The organism is uncultured Gimesia sp. (genome assembly GCF_963972345.1).
Classification (GTDB): Bacteria; Planctomycetota; Planctomycetia; order Planctomycetales; family Planctomycetaceae; genus Gimesia.
In genome coordinates this window covers 1-2,104 of record NZ_CAXAVM010000356.1, presented here as the reverse complement: position 1 = coordinate 2,104, position 2,104 = coordinate 1, and the positions used below count along the sequence as shown (strand labels likewise).

The following is a 2,104-nucleotide window of genomic DNA, read 5'->3' as shown; positions in this document are numbered from 1 at the left end:
TACAAAGTGACTGGTTCAGTTGAACGGAGAGATTGATAAGTGATCACAGTCAATCTATGATCTTCAATCGCCAGCATCAACTGGTCAATCAGTTCAGCACGCTCGGCATAATTGACAATATGGTGATTTGTCAGATGGACTGCTGATGCCAGTTTTTCGAGAAAACGAACTGCTGGGTCGCTGAGAGCTGATTTGATTTTCTGATAGGCGCTGTGAGATCCCTGCCAGAAGAGAGTACCCGCCATCAGTTCCAGGAACTGTCTCCCCAGATATAGGGCTGCCGTCTCTTCCAGAGTAAACTGTAACTGGGCAATCCCCACATTTCCCGTGATTTTCCACTGCTTTTTACCATGAGCAGTGGTCACTTCTGATACGGGAAAGCCGACTGATTTCAGTACAAGAAGGTCGCGTGCAATCGTACGATTTGAGACTTCAGTTTCTTGAGCTAATTCCTGCAGCGTGACACCTTGTTTGCGATGAGAGAGTATCTGAAGTAATCTCCATTGACGCATCAGTTGAGCAGATTCAGCCATCATGAGCCCTTACGCGGAATTGTGAATCAGGTTTCTATTAGACAGCAGTGTACTGAATGGTCTGGTCAGATCGTGTCGCACGTACCACATGTTCATGTCATGCTGGCGAGATATGGAAAGAAAGTCAAGCGGGTGCAGAGAGTTTCCGGCTTGGGAAAGGCTATACTTCTATTGGAATCTCAGTGTTTTGCATGTTGGCAGAATTGATGTGATTTTGCTTGAATTCCTATTCAACTCGATGAACCATTTGAAGGTGGGTAACAAAGTGTGCCCCATTCCTCTTCTGATCCATTCTCAACATACACCATTAAGAAAGTCGGCAGTAGACAATTCAGCATCATACTACAATGCTTCAATGAAGTACGATTGAGTTTGCCACCGTGTGTTGCTGCACCATGTATTAACTGACATCGAATCAGGTATACGCGTTCCAGACTTCGTTCGAGTATTAAAGCCCACCGTTTTTCCAGGTACCAGGTGCGCGCATCAAATTTCGATTTGCGTGCTCGCTTTGCCCGTTTGGGAGAAGGTTCTTTCCAGTAGTAATTACTCAGATACTCATCATCCAGAAGAGCCATGACGAGTCGCTTGTGTTCAGTTAAGCTACCGCTAATTACCTGTTGTTCGTCAATTCTAAGAATGGTATCACAAAATATTCTCCAGCTTTCACGGTCCGGACAGGGATCATTTTTCATCTGATCCCATTGACCATACAACGCATTAAAGGCAATCCACTGGTTGATCAGGGCCATGTCGTATTGCTGGGTAGTGATAAACTTCTGAGCTTGATCCAGCCAACTGCAAGCTCGATGAAACCGGATTGCCGTCGGGTGATCAGACTGTATCTGGTAAAGACGTTCCTTATGTGGTTTCCAACATCGTCGAAGATCACGAACAGAAAGCTGTGTCATTTGCAAAACCCTCTTGTTGAAAATATTTCTATTGAATGAAGTTCTTATCAAACTGTGACACTCATCGGATATTTAAATGTATTCTCGAGTGAAATAAACACTTTTGTTTGATTTTGTTCTATTAATACTAAATCCAGCACAAAAATACGGCATATAAGGTGAGTCCTCTGGGATATCCCTCAGCGACTCCCACTTTCCGTCAAATCAGCCCGCAACAGACCATTTTAAACCGGTCTGTTGCGGGCTGATTTCGCTCTCAGGTACCACACTTCTCATAGAAAGGAATCCCATGCTCACTCGAGAGGATCTACTCCTCATCGCGGCTTTGCAGTTTTTGTCAGACGAGATGGACCCTGTCAGCCGTTCGCTGCCCAGGATCTCGGTCCAGTTTTCAAAGGGTAGTTTGGTCGTCACGATCAGGCTGAAACGTTCATAGACCGTGCTGATGACGTCGAACAGCAGTTCAGAGCCGAGTTTACTGCCCGGGACATAACCCAGTTCATTCAGGATCAGCAGATTGAGTTTCGCGAGCTGTTTTTTTAGGCGGGTCAACTCCCGCTCTTCGCGGGCATCCATTAACTGGGGAATCAGTTCTGTGACCTGATAAAAGCGGACCCGTTTTCCCTGGCCGCAGGCGGCAATCCCCAGGGCGACTGCCAG

At 46.2% G+C, this 2,104-nt stretch carries 3 protein-coding genes; all 3 read right to left on the bottom strand.

What is annotated here, in order from left to right; translation table 11 throughout:
• The coding region (locus AACZ40_RS28995) for an HTH domain-containing protein (protein WP_339677165.1) at window positions 1–536 on the bottom strand (536 nt) is incomplete at its 3' end.
• A 227-nt stretch (window positions 537–763) separates the two neighbouring features.
• A complete protein-coding gene (locus tag AACZ40_RS28990) occupies window positions 764–1,285 on the bottom strand; it encodes a hypothetical protein (RefSeq protein WP_339677163.1) in 522 nt (173 codons plus the stop codon).
• Between the two features lie 363 nt (window positions 1,286–1,648).
• A partial coding sequence (locus tag AACZ40_RS28985) for an ATP-binding protein (protein WP_339677160.1) occupies window positions 1,649–2,104 on the bottom strand: 456 nt, incomplete at its 5' end.

Excerpts from the sequence above, each read along its gene's own strand:
- AACZ40_RS28990 (WP_339677163.1), bottom strand. The coding sequence starts at position 1,285 with ATGGCCCTGATCAACCAGTGGATTGCCTTTAATGCGTTGTATGGTCAA.